Source organism: Candidatus Poriferisodalis sp. (assembly GCF_965208925.1).
Classification (GTDB): domain Bacteria; phylum Actinomycetota; class Acidimicrobiia; order Acidimicrobiales; family Poriferisodalaceae; genus Poriferisodalis.
Genome location: NZ_OZ242364.1, coordinates 1,083,521 through 1,099,060, shown reverse-complemented (window position 1 = coordinate 1,099,060; position 15,540 = coordinate 1,083,521). Strand labels below are relative to the sequence as shown.

Annotated in this window: 14 protein-coding genes and 2 tRNA genes; 7 read left to right on the top strand and 9 right to left on the bottom strand. The window is 66.5% G+C overall.

Annotation, left to right across the window (positions count from 1 at the left end; genetic code table 11):
* Positions 1-1,674 carry a chloride channel protein gene (locus ACOGI5_RS04720; protein WP_419863310.1) on the bottom strand — a complete coding sequence of 558 codons (1,674 nt, stop codon included), beginning with the start codon at positions 1,672-1,674 and terminating at the stop codon, positions 1-3.
* A gap of 33 nt (positions 1,675-1,707) precedes the next feature.
* Positions 1,708-1,798, bottom strand: a tRNA-Ser gene (locus ACOGI5_RS04715).
* 114 nt (positions 1,799-1,912) lie between these two features.
* Between ACOGI5_RS04715 and ACOGI5_RS04710 the strand changes: the two genes are divergently transcribed.
* The 3 genes from ACOGI5_RS04710 (at position 1,913) to ACOGI5_RS04700 (ending at position 4,520) form a co-directional block, all read left to right on the top strand.
* A tRNA-Ser gene (locus tag ACOGI5_RS04710) sits at positions 1,913-2,000 on the top strand.
* 66 nt (positions 2,001-2,066) lie between these two features.
* Positions 2,067-2,462 carry a RidA family protein gene (locus ACOGI5_RS04705; RefSeq protein ID WP_419863309.1) on the top strand — a complete coding sequence of 132 codons (396 nt, stop codon included), beginning with the start codon at positions 2,067-2,069 and terminating at the stop codon, positions 2,460-2,462.
* Between the two features lie 261 nt (positions 2,463-2,723).
* A complete protein-coding gene (locus tag ACOGI5_RS04700; protein ID WP_419863308.1) occupies positions 2,724-4,520 on the top strand; it encodes a DUF262 domain-containing protein in 1,797 nt (598 codons plus the stop codon).
* 275 nt (positions 4,521-4,795) lie between these two features.
* Here the strand turns inward: ACOGI5_RS04700 and ACOGI5_RS04695 are convergent, their stop codons facing one another.
* The 7 genes from ACOGI5_RS04695 to ACOGI5_RS04665 all read right to left on the bottom strand — a co-directional run bounded on the left by ACOGI5_RS04695 (position 4,796) and on the right by ACOGI5_RS04665 (position 10,585).
* Entirely contained in the window at positions 4,796-5,923 is a 1,128-nt protein-coding gene (locus tag ACOGI5_RS04695) for a macro domain-containing protein (protein WP_419863307.1), read from the bottom strand.
* Positions 5,924-5,968: 45 nt separating this feature from the next.
* Complete coding sequence (locus tag ACOGI5_RS04690) at positions 5,969-6,568, bottom strand: DUF4433 domain-containing protein (protein WP_419863306.1); 600 nt, start codon at positions 6,566-6,568, stop codon at positions 5,969-5,971.
* A gap of 331 nt (positions 6,569-6,899) precedes the next feature.
* Positions 6,900-7,166, bottom strand: coding sequence for a type II toxin-antitoxin system RelE family toxin (locus ACOGI5_RS04685; protein WP_419863305.1), 267 nt, complete (start codon positions 7,164-7,166; stop codon positions 6,900-6,902).
* Positions 7,167-7,178: 12 nt separating this feature from the next.
* Positions 7,179-7,430 carry a type II toxin-antitoxin system Phd/YefM family antitoxin gene (locus ACOGI5_RS04680; protein ID WP_419863304.1) on the bottom strand — a complete coding sequence of 84 codons (252 nt, stop codon included), beginning with the start codon at positions 7,428-7,430 and terminating at the stop codon, positions 7,179-7,181.
* Between the two features lie 44 nt (positions 7,431-7,474).
* Entirely contained in the window at positions 7,475-8,368 is an 894-nt protein-coding gene (locus ACOGI5_RS04675) for an alpha/beta fold hydrolase (protein ID WP_419863303.1), read from the bottom strand.
* Positions 8,369-8,408: 40 nt separating this feature from the next.
* Complete coding sequence (gene hutH / locus ACOGI5_RS04670) at positions 8,409-9,938, bottom strand: histidine ammonia-lyase (protein ID WP_419865429.1); 1,530 nt, start codon at positions 9,936-9,938, stop codon at positions 8,409-8,411.
* Positions 9,935-10,585, bottom strand: a complete 651-nt coding sequence (locus ACOGI5_RS04665) for an IclR family transcriptional regulator (RefSeq protein ID WP_419863302.1) — start codon at positions 10,583-10,585, stop codon at positions 9,935-9,937. Before ACOGI5_RS04665 ends, hutH begins: the two co-directional genes overlap by 4 nt.
* A gap of 139 nt (positions 10,586-10,724) precedes the next feature.
* On the opposite strand from ACOGI5_RS04665, the gene hutU reads away from it, so the two are divergent.
* Genes hutU through hutI form a run of 4 tightly spaced genes read left to right on the top strand, consistent with a single transcriptional unit; the run spans position 10,725 to position 15,538 of the window.
* On the top strand, positions 10,725-12,416 hold the full coding sequence (gene hutU, locus ACOGI5_RS04660; protein WP_419863301.1) for a urocanate hydratase: 1,692 nt from the start codon (positions 10,725-10,727) through the stop codon (positions 12,414-12,416).
* Between the two features lie 16 nt (positions 12,417-12,432).
* On the top strand, positions 12,433-13,002 hold the full coding sequence (gene def, locus ACOGI5_RS04655) for a peptide deformylase (protein WP_419863300.1): 570 nt from the start codon (positions 12,433-12,435) through the stop codon (positions 13,000-13,002).
* Positions 12,999-14,363, top strand: a complete 1,365-nt coding sequence (locus tag ACOGI5_RS04650; RefSeq protein ID WP_419863299.1) for a formimidoylglutamate deiminase — start codon at positions 12,999-13,001, stop codon at positions 14,361-14,363. The genes def and ACOGI5_RS04650 overlap by 4 nt, the downstream gene beginning before the upstream one ends.
* The gene (gene hutI / locus ACOGI5_RS04645) at positions 14,360-15,538 is read left to right on the top strand and encodes an imidazolonepropionase (RefSeq protein ID WP_419863298.1); all 1,179 of its coding nucleotides are present in this window, start codon (positions 14,360-14,362) and stop codon (positions 15,536-15,538) included. The genes ACOGI5_RS04650 and hutI overlap by 4 nt, the downstream gene beginning before the upstream one ends.
* Positions 15,539-15,540: the final 2 nt, after the last annotated feature.

Sequence of the window (15,540 nt, the reverse complement as noted above, 5' to 3'; positions counted from 1 at the left end):
TCACCGGTCGCCCTGTGTCTCATTGAGGAAGTCCACCAGCTTGACGATGGCGTTCTCGGTAACAACACCCGCGATCCGCCCGCCGCTGTCGATCACCGGATACAGCTCGATGTCGGCGTCAGCCATGGCCTCGGTGACCTCGCGCAGCGTCCACGACGGGCGCGCCGGGGTGATGTCGGTGGTCATCACCTCGCCGCACGTCACCGATATCCAGTCGTTGCGGTCCACGTCGCGGGTGTCGCTGAGCCGGATGACGCCGAGGAACTCCCGCTCGGGCCCGGTCACGACGGCTTCCAGCTGTCTGTGGGGCATCGCCACTCCCCACACGAAGTCTGTCAGCGGGGCGTCCGCGTTCACCGTGGGCACGTCGGTGGACATCGCCGAGTTGACCGGCATCTCCAAACGGCGTTCGAGATGCCCCGTGCGGCTGTCCCGCTGAAACTGCGAGACCGAGGCATTGCCGATCAGCACCTGTGACACGGCAACGGCCACCAGCGCGGGCACCACGAACAGCGGCGCGCCGGTGGACTCGGCCACGAACATCACCGCGGCGAGCGGGGTGCGATAGCCGGCCGCCAGGAATGCGGCGACGCCGATGAAGGGGAAGAACGCCAGCGATTCAGGTCCCAGCTCGATCCATCCGCCGACCAGGCGGCCCACGATCAGCCCGAACACGGCGAGCGGGATGAACACGCCGCCCACGCCGCCGCCTGCGAGCACGGTCGAGGTCGCCACGATCCTGATGATCAGGAGGGCGCCCAGCAGCCACAGCGACGCCTCGGGATTCAGCGCCCAGTCGGTGAGCTGTCCCTCGGCGGTCGGGCCCAGCGACAGCGGCGCGTCGAACAGGATCTCGCAGAGCGCAGCGAGGCCCACCAGGATTCCCCCGGCGCACAGCGCGACCATCCACCACGGTCGATCGGAGGCGTGAATCCGCTTGGCGATCGCCAGCACCCGGCAGAACGCCGACGCCAGGAGCCCGCAGAGGGCGCCCACCACCGCTGCACCCAGCAGCTCCTGGCGGCCGAACTGGACGCTCACCATCTCGGTGCCGATCTCGAAGGGGCGGTCGTCGAAGCCGGTGACCAGCACGTATACGACGTAGCTGGAGGCGCTCGAGAGCAGCGCGGGCAGCAGCGCCCGGCGTCCCAGATCGCTCTTGTAGGGAGCTTCGAGCGCGAACAGCACGCCGGTGGCGGGCGCCTGGAAGATGGCGCTGACACCCGCTGCTGCGCCGGCCACCAGCAGCGCGTAGCCCTCCCGGCCCCGGAACAGCCGGCGCACCACCCGCTGGATCGCGTTGCCGGCTGTGGCGCCGGCGTAGATGGACGGACCCTCGAGACCGACCGCGCCGCCCGAGCCGACCGTCACGATGCCCGCGAGCAGGCGCGCAGGCAGGTCCCGGAACCGCATCGGGTGATTGCGGTCGTGGAAGGCGCGTATGTATTCCTCGGAAGTGGACGGCGACAGCCGGCGGCCTGCCTCGGCCCAGCGCAGCAGGATGACGGCGCCCCACAGTCCGAGTGCCGGCGCGATCATCCGCTGCCAGGGCGGCAGGTGCAGCACTCGCTCGAGCAGCACTTTCTCGGTGAGCACGGCAACGGCCGCCACGATGAACCCCGTCACGACACCCACGGCGACATATGTCGCGAACCGAAGCAGCCGGTTTCTCATGCAGGTCGTTTCACTTCGTGTGATGAGGAGGTGCGGAGAGGGTGGGATTCGAACCCACGAACCACCTTGCGGCAGTTACTTCCTTAGCAGGGAAGCGCCTTCAACCGGACTCGGCCACCTCTCCGTTGCAACCAGCCGACAGTGGCCGGTGCGCCGACTCAAGATAGCCCCACCTGAGCACGGACCGCGATGCGGCCGCTCTCCGGTGCCGACCAGCCGGGCCGGTAGGTTGGCCGGCGGAGGGGTGGCAGAGTGGACGATTGCGACGGTCTTGAAAACCGTTGAGGCGCAAGCCTCCGGGGGTTCGAATCCCCCTCCCTCCGCCAAGTCGTTCAGGCCAGCGAGCTTGTGACGGCCTGTGCAGCGGACATTCGAAGGAAGGAAACGACGCAATGAAGAGGACGCCAGTCAACCCGTGGCCGTGGTCACTGAACTTCGGTTTCAACCAGGCCGAGATCATCGAGGGAGCGAGCAGGCAACTGGTCTGTTCAGGTCAGACATCGGTCGATGCCGAGGGCAGACCGCAGCACGCCGGGGACATGCGAAGCCAGATGACGCTGGCGCTCGACAATCTCGAAGCCGTCGTGAATGCCGCCGACATGGATCTCACCAACATCACGCGGCTCACCGTCTACGTCACCGACATGGACGAGGCGCTGAAGCACTTCGGCGCGTTCGGCGAACGGTTCGGACCGCTGGGCGCAACCCCTCCCATGACGTTGATCGGGGCCACCCAGCTCGCCTTCCCCGGACTCATGATCGAGATCGAGGCCCTCGCCGCCGATTGAGACACCAGGCCAGCCGGCCGTCCGCAATTCGCGCGCAGCACCAATGTCGCCTCCATGTGCAAGCACGGTCAGCCTCCGCAACTTGACGTAGTAGTGAGCGGTCCAGTCCTGACCGGGATCAGGTACAGGAAGCTCAATGCGCAAATCGGGCAGTCCCGGACCCGGGCTTAGCCTCATGACCTCAGCCTGAGAATCAATTCCACCAGCCCTGCGAGACTTTCAGAGACGGCAGTTCGCCACCGGAGTAGGAGGTTCGTCGCATTGCAGCCGCAAGACCAAACACTGGCTCAGCTCTTCGACGGGAAGCTCGTGTACATCGTCCCGAACTACCAGAGGCTCTACGTCTGGAATGAGGAGAATCAGTGGGAACCCTTGTGGCTTGATGTCCGAGACATCGCTGAGAAACTCATCGAGAGCGCCGCTGGGACCGAACTCGCTGATGCCGACCACAACGGAGTGGAGCCCCATTTCATGGGTGCGGTCGTGTTCAAGATCAGCGGGTCCACCCCGGACCTGGCGAGGAAGTATCGCGTCATCGACGGGCAGCAGCGCCTGACGACCCTTCAGATTCTGATGGCCGCGGCGGCGTCCGCCCTTGATGTGGCTGGCCTTACCGAGCCCGCCGACAACCTTGGCAACTTCACCGTCAATGATTCAGCGAGCCAGCCTCTGAAGATCCAATACCAGACGCACAGGAGAGGCCATGACTATGAACGCTTCCCTGATGTCATGGGTGCGGCACGTGACGGCGATGGCAATCCCAGAATCGACGGTCCCATAGCCGACTGCTATCGGTACTTCGAGAGCGAGATCCACGAGTGGCTCCATCGCCATGACGACCGGATGAACGTGGCGGGCACCGCGCTCGTACAGACGCTCGCTCTGAAGCTCCGTGTAGTCGCCATCTATCTGGATCCCCACGAGAAGGAGCACGCGATCTTCGAGAGCCTGAATGCTCGCGGAGAGCCGCTGACCGAATGGGACAAGATCAAGAACTATCTGCTGTACAAGGCGGACGAGGACCGACGCCTGAGCCAGGAGACGTTCTTCGAGCACTATCTGGATGCCTTCGATGATCCCTGGTGGCGTCAGCTGATCGGGCGCGGCGTCCAGAGACCGCGGATCGATGTCTTCGTCGACTACTGGCTCGAGGCTCAAACCGGCAGGTCTGTGGCGGTGCGGCGAGTGTTCCGCGAGTTCCAGCACTACGTGGATCGGAGCGACGATCGCCTCGAGGAGATCATGGAGCAGCTGCTGGACGACGCGTGCTACTTCAAGGAGTCAGAGACGGTGGAGTCTGGAGCAGGAGGCCGCGAAGCGCTGTTCCACGAACGCCGCCTCGCCATGGGAGCTGGTGCGGTATGGCCGCTACTGCTGAAGCTGCGACACTTGGATGTCGACACCGATGACCGGGCGGCGTGCTTCGAAGCCCTCGAAAGCTACTTGGTGCGCAGGCTGCTGACCGGGTACCAGGCGCGCAGCTACGACCAGGTCGCCCTCGAGTTGATCGAAGCCCTATCCGAACAGGCTCAGACCCCAGAGACACCGAGTAAGGCAATACGCACGCACCTCTTGGCGTACTCGGAGAACGCGAATCTGTGGCCAAACGACGCGGCCACCATCCAGGCTGTCTCGCAGCGGCATCTCGCGCTGTACGCACGACGCCTGGTGCTGACCGCCTTGGAGAGGAACCTGATCCCACCGATGGCGGGCAACCAGAGTGTTCCTGCCGGTCTCCATGTGGAACACCTCTTACCCCAAGGGTGGGGGCCGGAGGAGTGGCCGCTGCCGAGCGGGATCGACCCGGAGCAGGCACAGGAGAAGCGAAGCCAAGCGCTGGCCACGCTAGGGAACATGACTCTGCTAAATGCGCCACTGAACTCGTCCGTCAGCAACAGGGCGTGGGCCGTGAAACGCGAGAAGATCCAGGAGTCCGACAACCTGTTCTTGAATCGGCGGCTCCTTAAGGAATCCGGCGACCGGTGGACCGAGGACGAAATTGAGCAGCGCGGACGCTGGATGGGCGACATGATCGTCAAGATCTGGCCGCGTAAATGACGCTGGCGGACTGGCTGTCGGCGTCGGTGATGAAGCACACATAGGCGACCCCGGACCAGCTGGCGACCGGGGCGAGGTCGGCGACCCACAGCTGCCTGAGCCACCTACCGCGACAGCGACTCCACCCCGTAACCGAGCTGGCGGCCCGACCGCATCACGCGCACACAACCTCGCGCCCTTGACATAGGAACTCAGCTAGCCCAAGCCGCGGGCGTCACCATCGACGCCCGCCAGTTCTAGCTACCTGCTGAGTTCTACCGACGGCGTGACTGTGTCTACGCTGCAGCACTCGCAGCGCTGGAGAAGTCGTCGTATGCCGGAAGCGTCTCGCTGAACTTCACGTCAAGCCAACCGAGCATGCTCAGACTGCGGATTGCCTCGGCGGCATCCTCTTCGGTCAGCGGCGGCCGGCGTCGCGACTTCCAGCGCATCACTTCCGCCAGCACTTCAGTCTCGGTCGGCTGCTCGTCACTGACGTGAGCGAGCAGAGAAGCCGCGAAGTGCGCCGACGCAAAAGCTTCGGCCCGCTTGGTGTCAATGCGGAGCATGAGATCGGCTGTGCGTTCGATCGCTTCGATGTGCGGTTCGATCTCATGCTGGCGGCGGTGCACAACATCGAGGTACGCGGCACCTGTATGCACCTCAAACATCCGGCCCGCTTTGGATTCAGCCAGAATGCCGTTGTTGATGAGCCTCGTCTGAATTGACTTGAGTCCGTTGGCGAACGGTCCGTAACTTCGTTGCTCGAACTCAAGGCCAGTGGGGACGCTTGCGGCGGTCGCGAAGTACGCGAGCTTCTGAAACGAAGTTCGGCCGACAGGCGCCGCATAACGCTCTCGCTCCAGCTTGCGGATGATCACTGCCAGAGCCATCCAGGCGGCTGGAATCTTCGAATCGGGATCAGTGGCTGCCCCGCCTCCGCCTTCCAATAGGAACTCCTTGGACACTTGCTCAGCAGGGGTGTCCTGAGGCGCGTAGAGGATCACTGGGATTTCCAACGCTTCGAGCCGGCGGTACAGCACCGGTCCCACAGTTGGCCAGTCAAGACCGCCTTGGCCGCAGCCGAGTGGGGGCACGGCCAAGGACGTGATGCCCCACTGCGTGAAGTGTGATGCGAGGTAGTCGAGTCCTGCCTCGATGTCGCTGAGCCGTGAGACGGACCGCCAATGGTCCTTTGTCGGGAAATTGAGTATCCACGGCTCGACGAGCGGACGAAAGAGGTACGGCTCTCCAAGCCGCACCAAGCCTTCTCGGCATCGTTCGGCGTAATCGCGGAACATCTCCGGAAAGCGCTGCTTGAAGGCCAGTGCGACGCCTTTGCCCATGACACCGACGCAATTGACCGTATTGACGAGCGTTTGAGCATCGGCTGAGAGCACATCGCCTGTCGTCAGCTGAATCATGGTGCTCTCCAGCCGGGTTCGTTGGCTTGCGTGCGCCTGCTCGCGTCAGCAAAAGAAGAGGTAACCCTCAGCAATCGCGCGAACGTTCGCTACGTTAGCCGAGACTGAGGCGGCGACCTCATCGTTTGCGACGTAGACGTTCTCAATCATCGCAGCATCGACTGAGTTGGGCACGAGGATTTCAGCACACATCTCTCGCACATGCTCTCGCTTCTCGAAGGGGTCGTCATGGTTCCAGTACTGGGCGAATACGCGTTTGCGCTTGATTGCCGTCAATCCCTGTGGCGCTGGCCGGAACGCCGTCGCCTCTGATGCAGCGTTTCCGTCCGCCAACACGACGTTGTCAAGGTCGAGGACATCCGTCGATATAGACAGGACACAAACGTGTGCGACCTTCTGGCCGCCGCTCGTGACCCGAAACATCATCGGATTCCGCGCATTGAGGTACAGATTCACGTAGGCATGTAGCGGTAGTCCGCGCGGCACCGTTCTGTTGGCTCGTCGAGCCTGCACGCTCTCGTCGGCGATTGAGATGGGCCCGTGTTGTCTTGCGCGATGGTGGCTGAGAATGCCCTTGGCGAGAATGGATGGCAAGTTGCCGACGTGGCACATGTAGTGCAACTCGGTCAACTTTGAGCGCTTCACATCACCTCCAGTTTCAGCCGTATTGTCAACACCCTCGCGCGCCGCACGGCGCAGGTAGCGGATAGGAGCGGCTAGCCCTGATTCTTCACGAGTGTCGGGATCGGGTTGTTAGGGTCCGCGGAAAGGCCCCTCCGACCTGCGACGATGCGTGTGTTCAGCTCGCGGACCGGCAGCTTCAGGGGAAATCTCCGAGGTGAAACCTATCGGTGTCACCAATGCGCGTTCGGCGGGCGGCGGGGAGGCGTGCACCGTCCGTGAGCGCGGGAGGCGAACGTCGGCACCTGCGGCCAGCGGGTTTGCGGCGGCGAGCATCTGCCCATCGGCGGCGAGCTCAGGTGCTTCGGTAGGTGTCACGGCGGTGGCCTATCCGGACGACTTGGATCACGAGCCGGTCGTCGATGACGTCGTACACGATCCGGTAGTCGCCTACGCGCACCCGGTACGCAGACTCTTCGCCGGCGAGCTTGACGCAGCCGGGTGGGCGTGGTTCGTCCGCCAGCAGGTCGATGGCCGCGCGAACCCGGAGCTGGTCGGCGCGTCCGAGCCCGGCAATCGCCTTGACGGCCCGGCGCGAGATCTCGACTGTGTACCGGGTCACTGATGCGCCGGCTCACTCGAGCCCGAGGGCGGCCTTGACCTCTTCCCACGGCACGTAGTCATCCTCGGCTCGAGCTGCGTCGAGTGCGCGTCGGTCCTCGGCCTCATCGGCACGGTCGACGAGCTGGTCGAATGCGTCGGCGCTCAGGATCACTGCGACCCGCCGGCCGCGCCGCGTCACTGAAATCGGCTCGCCGGACCGGCTGGTCTCAGTGATCACATCGGCCAGGCGGTTCCGTGCGTCGGTGAACGCGATCTCCGTCATGTACAAATTGTACAACTACGGCACAAGGCAACCGGCTTGATTGTCTACCGGCTGAGCAATTCCCGGATCAGGGGCAGGATCCGGTGCGGGATTTCTTCGGCGACGAAGTGTCCGCCGTCGTCAAAGACGTGCGCTTCGTAGTTCTGCATCGCCGACTTCCACCTCTCGAGCTCCTTCAGCCGAAATGCGATGTCCTTGCTGCCCCACAGCAGCAGAGTCGGCTTGTCGCTGAACGCTGCCCGGTCGCGCCAGATCGAACCCAGCCAGTCAGCTGCGTCCACGATGTAGCCGGGAAGGGCAGCGCATGCTGCTCGCGAGGCCGGGTCGGGGAGGGCGTTGCGATAGTGCGCCATGACCTCGGGCGTGAGCGTCTTGCGGTCAGCCACCGCGCGGGGCATCACGCCTTTGACGAAGTAGTTGCGCCGGGTGATCAGGTATCGACCGAGCGGGCTCGCCATCATCTTGCTGAAGAACCGAAAATGGCGATCGCCGCTGACCGGCCAGCACCACGTATTGGCGATGATCAAGTTCTTCACTCGATCCGGGTGCTTGCGGGCGAAGTCCAGTCCTATGGGGCCGCCCCAGTCGTTCATGTACAGCGTCACATCCCGCAGATCGAGGTCGAGGACGAACTCCTCGAACCTCTCAGCGTGCGCGCTGGGGTGGTGGTCTTCGTTGCGATCGCTCCGAGTGGAGAGCCCGAAGCCGAGATGGTCTGCTGCGACGCATCGGTGCTCGGTTCGGAGCTCAACGATCAAATGGCGGAACTCGAATGACCATGCCGGGTTGCCATGAACGAAGACGATCGGCGAGCCGGATCCTTCGTCGATGTAGTGCAGGTGATGGCCAGATGAAGTCTCATGAAATCTGCTCTCGAACGGGTACATCTCATCGGACACCCAGTCCGGCCGACCATTCGTCGCAGGTCTGTCGCGCATCGGGCGGAGGCTACCGATGCCGTCGCGCCGCTGAATTGCGTCAGGTCAGGGGGGCGGTGACTGACTCGACTGCGGGCACGAGGGCTTCGTCGGTGAGCAGCTGATCGGCTGCGGCGAGTTCGGGGGACAGCCAGCGGTCGGGGCCTGGGCCGGGCACTGCGCTGCGCAGCAGGTTGAGCGCGGCTGCGGTGCCTGCCGCGGGCTGCAGGGGCGCTCGCAGCTCGATGCCGCGGGCGGCGGTCACCCATTCGATCGCGAGAATGCGGCGCAGGTTGGCGACGGCCCGGCGCAGCTTGCGGGCGGCACCCCAGCCCATGGACACGTGGTCCTCCTGCATGGCGGAAGTCGGCAGCGAGTCGACCGCTGCCGGCGAGGCCAGCCGACGGTTCTCTGCGCACAGGGCCGCCGCGGTGTACTGGCCGATCATCAGGCCGCTGTCCACGCCCGGATCATCAGCGAGGAACGGCGGCAGTCCGTGGGAACGCTTGGCGTCGAGCAAGCGGTCGATACGGCGCTCGGCGATGGCACCGACCTCGGCGGCGGCGATGGCGAGATAGTCGGCTGCCAGTGCGACGGGTGCCCCGTGAAAGTTGCCGCACGACTCGACCCGGCCGTCGCCCATCACCATCGGATTGTCGATCGCCGACGCCAGCTCCCGATCTGCCACCTCGGCGGCGAAGTCGAAGGTGTCGCGAGCCGCGCCGTGCACCTGGGGGGTGCACCGGATGGAGTAGGCGTCCTGCACACGGTCGTCGTCATGACGGTGGCTGGCCACGATGGGCGAGCCCGCCAGCACCGTGCGAAGGTTGGCGGCGCTGGCCTGCTGGCCGGGATGGGGCCGCAACGCCAGCAGGTCGGCGGCGAAGGCCCGATCGGTGGCCAGCAACGCCTCCACGCTGCAGGCGGCCACGATGTCGGCAACGCGCAGCAGCCCGGCCAGATCGTGGACGGCCAGGCACAGCATTCCCAGGATCCCGTCGGTGCCGTTGGTGAGGGCGAGGCCTTCCTTCTCGGCGAGCACCACGGGTTCGATGCCCGCTCTCGCAAGGGCCTCGGCCCCGCTGATCGTGTACCCGTTGTCGGTGAGCACTTCGCCCTCGCCCATGAGCACGAGCGCGGCGTGGGCAAGCGGGGCAAGGTCGCCGCTGGCGCCGAGCGAGCCGTGCTCGGGCACCACCGGCACCACGCCTGCGTTGATCAGGCGCACCAGCGTCTCGGCCACCTGCGGTCTCGCTCCGGAAGCTCCGAAGGCGAGCGTGCGTGCTCGCAGGAACATCATGGCCCGCACGACCTCGGCCTCGACCGGCGGGCCCATCCCGGCGGCGTGGGAGCGGATCAGCGACTGCTGCAAGGCGACCCGGCGATCGGCGGGAATCGTGGTGTTGGCCAGGGCGCCGAAGCCGGTGGAGATGCCGTAGGCCGGCTCGCCCTCGGCCAGGGTCTCGACGATGCTGCGGGCTGCGGTCATCCGCTCGAGGGCGTCGGCGCTCAGGTGCACATGGGATCCGTGGCGGGCAACCGCGACGACATCGGAAACAGCGACGCCGGGGCCGTCCAGTTCCACGGTCAGGTCACCTCTGCAGGGCCAGACGACAGCGCGGACGAGGTGGCCATGGCCGCTTGGGTCACGGCGTCGGCCGCCGTTTGCAGGCGGGCGCCGGTGAGCCGGTCTGCGGGGCCCAGCACGGACAAAGCTGCAAGCGGACCTGCGGAGCCGTGAATTGGGGCGCACACGGCGGTGACGTCGGGCTCGATGGCGCCGGTGTTGAAGATGGGAGCACAACGCGAGCCAGGTGCCAGCGGCGCGGCGAGCAACGCCTCGCCTACCGCAGTGCCGCCGATGGGCACCGAACGGCCCACCCAGCCGACATGGCGAATAGCTCGGCGGCCTTCGACCGTGGCGATGTAGACGGCGGCGTCGCCGTCGCGTACGGCCAGGTATGCCGATTCCTCGGTGGCCTCCACCAGTCGTTCCAGCTCTGGTTGGGCGGCCGCCCTCAGCCGTGCGTAGGGACCCGACTGCAGCGACGCCAAGGCGGTGCGCACGAATGCTGGGCCCACCGAATACGACCCGGAGCCGTTCTTCACGAGATATCCGCGGTCGGTCAGCACCCGCAGGTGTCGCAGCGCCGTGCTTGCCGGCATGTCTGTCTGAGATGCAGCTGCTGTCAGGCTGAGCTCACCGCTGGTGACGACCGCGTCCAACAGCGCCAGCACCCGTTCTGCCGAGCGCGACCTGTGCAGGGAAGTGACAGCGCTTATTTCAGATACTGAAATCTCTTGCTGCATATTGACAGCATAGGCCGCTGCTCACTAACGTGTGGCACACCGCACATCTCGCAGTTTGAGGTCGTCTATGGCTTCCAGCACACAGCACGCTGCCGCCGCCCCGCCCGGCGGGGTGAGAGCCCCCACCGGCACTTCGCTGACCTGCCGGAGCTGGCCCCAGGAAGCCGCGTTCCGGATGCTGCAGAACAACCTCGATCCTGAGGTGGCCGAGCGTCCCGAAGAACTGGTCGTGTACGGGGGCACCGGACGAGCGGCACGCTCGTGGCCGGCCTTCCACGCCATGATCAGGGCGCTGACCGATCTGGCCGACGACGAGACCCTGCTGGTGCAGTCGGGCAAGCCGGTCGGCGTGGTCCAAACTCACGAATGGGCGCCCAGGGTGCTCATCGCCAACTCCAACCTGGTGCCCGACTGGGGCAACTGGGACGAGTTCCGCCGGCTGGAGCATCTCGGGCTCACCATGTTCGGCCAGATGACGGCCGGGTCGTGGATCTACATCGGCACCCAGGGGATCCTGCAGGGCACCTATGAGTGCTTCGGGGCCATCGCCCGCAAGCGCTTTGGCGGGTCGCTGGCCGGGACGCTCACCGTCACCTCCGGGCTGGGCGGCATGGGCGGCGCCCAGCCGCTGGCCATCACCATGAACGAAGGGGTGGCCCTGTGCATCGAGGTCGACCCCGAGCGGGTCGCCCGACGGGTGGAGACCCGCTATCTCGACGTGGTTGCCGACGACTACGCCGATGCGCTCCGCCGCTGCGACGAGGCCGTGCGGGCGCGCCGTCCGCTGTCGGTGGGGCTGGTCGGCAACGCTGCAGACTTGATGCCGCGCCTGCTGGCAGACAGCGTCGCAGCCGACATCGTCACCGATCAGACCTCCGCGCACGACCCGCTGACCTACGTGCCCAACGACCTGTCGCCCGAGGCGTCGGAAGAGATGCGGCGCGACCAGCCCGACGAGCTCATTCGCCGGTCCCGTGCGGCCATGGCCACCCACGTGGAGGCCATGGTGGGCTTCCTCGACGCCGGCTCGGAGGTGTTCGACTACGGCAACAGCCTGCGAGCCGAAGCTGAGCTGGGCGGCTACAACCGGGCGTTCGACTATCCGGGCTTTCTTCCCGCCTACATCCGGCCGCTGTTCTGCGAGGGCAAGGGACCGTTCCGCTGGGTTGCGCTGTCGGGCGACCCGGCCGACATCGCTGCCACCGACCGCGCCGTGCTCTCCGAATTCCCCGACGACGAGCCGCTCAAGCGATGGATCACTCTCGCCGGCGAGCGGGTGGCATTCCAGGGCCTGCCGGCGCGGATCTGCTGGCTCGGCTACGGGGAGCGTCACCGGCTGGGACTGCGGTTCAACGAGCTGGTCGCGTCAGGCGAGATCAAGGCGCCGATCGTCATCGGGCGCGACCATCTCGACTCGGGCTCGGTGGCTTCGCCCTACCGCGAGACCGAGGACATGGCCGACGGCAGCGATGCCATTGCCGACTGGCCACTGCTGAACGCGATGGTCAACACCTCGTCGGGCGCGTCCTGGGTGAGCATTCACCACGGCGGCGGGGTGGGCATCGGCCGGTCGATCCATGCCGGCCAGGTCAGCGTGGCCGACGGGAGCGACCTGGCGGCGCAGAAGCTGGAACGGGTGCTGCTGAACGACCCGGGCACGGGCGTGATGCGCCATGCCGATGCCGGCTACGAGCGGGCATGGGACGTGGCTGCCGAGCGCGGCGTGCAGATTCCGGCCGACCGACCGGCCGCGCAGTGAGCATCAGGCGACACGCATGACCGTTCGGGAGATCCTCTCCATCGGCCATCCGGCGTTGCGGCAGCCGGCTGCGGCCGTGCCGCGTGCGGACATTGCCGGCGAGCGAACGCAGGGCATCATCGACGACCTCATCGACACGATGCGCCACGCCAACGGGGCGGGATTGGCGGCGAACCAGATCGGCGAGACGGCCCGGATCGTCGTCATCGAGGTGAACGACAATCCCCGCTACCCCTACAAGCCACCGATCCCGTTGACCGTGGCCATCAATCCCGAACTCGAAGTGCTCGGCGACGAGACCGTGGTGATCAACGAGGGCTGCCTGTCGGTGCCGTTGCGCGGCGACGTGGTCCGCTCGGTCCATCTCGGGGTCCGCTATTTCGACCGCGACGGCACGGAGCACTGCGTCACCGCGCGGGGCCTGACGGCCGGAACCTGGCAGCACGAGTGCGACCACCTCGACGGCGTGCTGATCACCGACCGCGCCGACCCGTCCACGCTGTGCACCTGGGAACAGTTCGAGCAGCATCACCGTGACGCCTTTATCGAGCGCATCACCCGGTTCAACCAAAGGGTCGGTGTGTGACTGCCCACTACTGGTGCGAGCTGGCCTGGCTCGGCGGCCCCCGGGCCGCGGAGGGCGTGGTGATTGCTGTCGAAGGTGACCGCATCACCGGGGTCTGCGCAGATGTGCCGGTACGCCCGGAGGGGGCTGTGCCTTTGGCCGGTCTCACGTTGCCGGCGCTGGCCAATGCGCACAGTCACGCCTTTCACCGCGCTCTGCGTGGCCGGACCCATCTCGGGCGGGGCAACTTCTGGAGCTGGCGCGACCTGATGTACCGGGTGGCGAGCTGCCTTGACCCCGACAGCTACTACCGGCTGGCTCGGGCGGTGTTCGCCGAGATGGCGCTGGCTGGCATCGGTGTGGTCGGCGAGTTCCACTACGTCCATCACCGCCCCGACGGGGGCGAATATGACGACCCCAATGCCATGGGCGCTGCGGTGGCAACCGCGGCCCGCGACGCGGGCATCCGCCTGACGCTGCTGGACACGCTGTATCTGCATGGCGGGCTTGACCCCGCGCTGGGCGGCTACGAGCCACTCCGGCCAGCGCAGGCTCGATTCAGCGACGGCAGTGCTGACCGGTGGGCCGACCGGGTCGAACGGCTGGCCTCGACGGCGTCAGGGACGATGATCCAGATCGGCGCGGCGGTGCACTCGGTGAGGGCGGTTGATCCTGCGTCCATCAAGGTGGCCACTGACTGGGCCCGCGAGCGCGGCGCCCCGCTGCACTTCCACGCCTCCGAGCAGTCTGCAGAGAACGAGCAATGCCTGGGCGTCCACGGCATGACCCCCGTCGAGGTGATCGCCCGCGCCGGAGGGCTCGGGTCGGATACAACGCTGGTGCACGCCACACATGCCGATGGCCGCGACCAGGCAATGATCGGCGAGGCCAGCGCCTCGTGCTGCCTGTGCCCGACCACTGAACGGGACCTCGCCGACGGCATCGGCCCCAGCGTTGGTCTGACCCACCAAGGGGCCGGCCTGTGTCTGGGCTCGGATTCCCACGCCGCCATCGACCTGTTCGAAGAGACCCGCACGGTCGAGCTTGACCAGCGGGCGGCCTCGGGTGTCCGCGGCGTGTTCGCCACCGAGGATCTCGCCGCGATGGCCACCTCCGGCGGCTACCGGTCGCTCGGTTGGCCGGAGGGCGGCGTGCTGGAGGCGGGAGCGTTGGCCGACTTTGTCACGGTGGGCCTCAAGGGCGTGCAGCTGGCCGGAACGGACACCGATTCGGCGCTGGCTGCGACGGTTTTCGCGGCCACCAGTGCTGATGTGCAGCACCTGGTGGTCGGCGGCAGAACTGTCGTGCGTGACGGGCGCCACACGACCGTTGACGTTGCGGCCGAGCTGGCCGCAGCCATCACGGAGGTCACTGCGCCATGACCCTGGTCATCGACAACATCGCCGAGCTGGTCACCAACGATCCCGAGCTGGGCGACGGCCCGCTGGGCGTCGTGACCGATGCGTCGCTGGTCATCGACGGCGACACCGTGGTGGCGGTGGGCCCGTCTGGGGCCGTCGCCGATGAACGTCTCGACGCTGGCGGTCGCTGCGTGCTGCCCGGCTTTGTCGACTCCCATTCTCACTTGGTGTTCGCCGGCGACCGGGCCGAGGAGTTCACCCGGCGGATGGCAGGCGAGCCCTACGACGGCGGCGGTATCCGGGTGACCACCGAGGCCACGCGCAGTGCGGGCCGGGAAGCTCTGGCGGCCTCGCTCGATCAGCGGTTGGCCGAGGTGCACCGGGCCGGCACCACCACGGTGGAGATCAAGACCGGTTACGGCCTGTCGCTGGACTCCGAGATCGAGCTGGCCTCGCTGGCCGCCGACGCCACACCCGAGGCCACGTTCTTGGGTGCCCACCTGCTGCCTCACGAGTACGAGGGACGCGCCGACGACTACATCGACCTGGTGTGCGGGCCGATGCTGGAGGCGGTCAAGGACCGCGTCCGCTGGATCGACGTGTTCTGCGAGACCGGCGCCTTCAACGTCGAGCAGTCCCGGGCAGTGCTCGAAGCTGGACGTGCCGCCGGGCTCGGTCTGCGCGTGCATGGCAACCAGCTCGGCCACGGGCCGGGCGTGCAGCTCGCCGTCGAGATGGGTTGCTCGTCGGTCGACCACTGCACCTACCTCTCCGACGACGACATCGAGGCCTTGGCCGGCAGCGACACCGTGGCCACCTTCCTGCCAGCCACCGACTTCTCCACCCGCCAGCCCTACCCCGACGCCCGGCGGGCGATCGACGCCGGGGTCACGGTGGCGATGGCCTCGAACTGCAACCCCGGTTCCAGCTACACGACGTCCATCTCGTTCTGCATTGCGATGGCAGTGCGCGACATGGGCATGACGATCGACGAAGCCGTCGCCGCAGTGACGGTCGGCGGAGCAGTCGCGCTGGGCCGGACTGACGTTGGGCGGCTCACCAACGGCAGTCCGGCTCACGTGACCATCCTGGACGCGCCCAGCCGCTACCACCTCGCCTACCGGCCCGGCGTCCCCTTGATCTGGCGGACCCTGGGGGCCGACTACCGGCTCCCGCCCGCCGACGACCACACGTGATC